This is a genomic window from Sporosarcina sp. P29, assembly GCF_002743265.1.
Classification (GTDB): domain Bacteria; phylum Bacillota; class Bacilli; order Bacillales_A; family Planococcaceae; genus Sporosarcina.
The window spans coordinates 1-389 of sequence record NZ_PDYX01000124.1 but is presented as its reverse complement, the minus strand read 5'-3'; the positions used below and the strand labels follow the sequence as shown (position 1 = coordinate 389).

At 38.8% G+C, this 389-nt stretch carries 1 protein-coding gene; it reads right to left on the bottom strand.

The window, feature by feature from the left end; translation table 11 throughout:
- Positions 1 to 389 (bottom strand): hypothetical protein (locus CSV68_RS17255; RefSeq protein WP_158233544.1); only part of this gene is annotated, 389 nt, incomplete at both ends.

Here is a 389-nt window from a genome sequence, read left to right as displayed (position 1 = left end):
CTGAATGAATTCTTGCCATACTGATTGCTGCTGTTGAGGTTGTTTTTTCAAAAACACTTTCATATCTACAGTCGTAAAACGCAGATGCTGCATTTTGACTTCAGTAACAGTAAATAAAGATTGCCAGAGTGCAAGTGTAAAGGGAGGGAGATGACGACTGGCGAAGCAAATTTTCAATGATTCGGGCAAATCCATTACAAAATACTGGATCATTTCCAAGAGTTCTAGAGCAGTAATATGATGAAAGTCATCGATAATTAATCGAACTCGTTTTGTCATTACACTACCTAGTTCTTTGTAGAAATCCCACATCGTATCCAGTTCGTCACGGTCTGCATTGGCAAGTTTTTGTTGTAGTTTCTCTTGTGGAAGCAAATTGCATGCCGAGT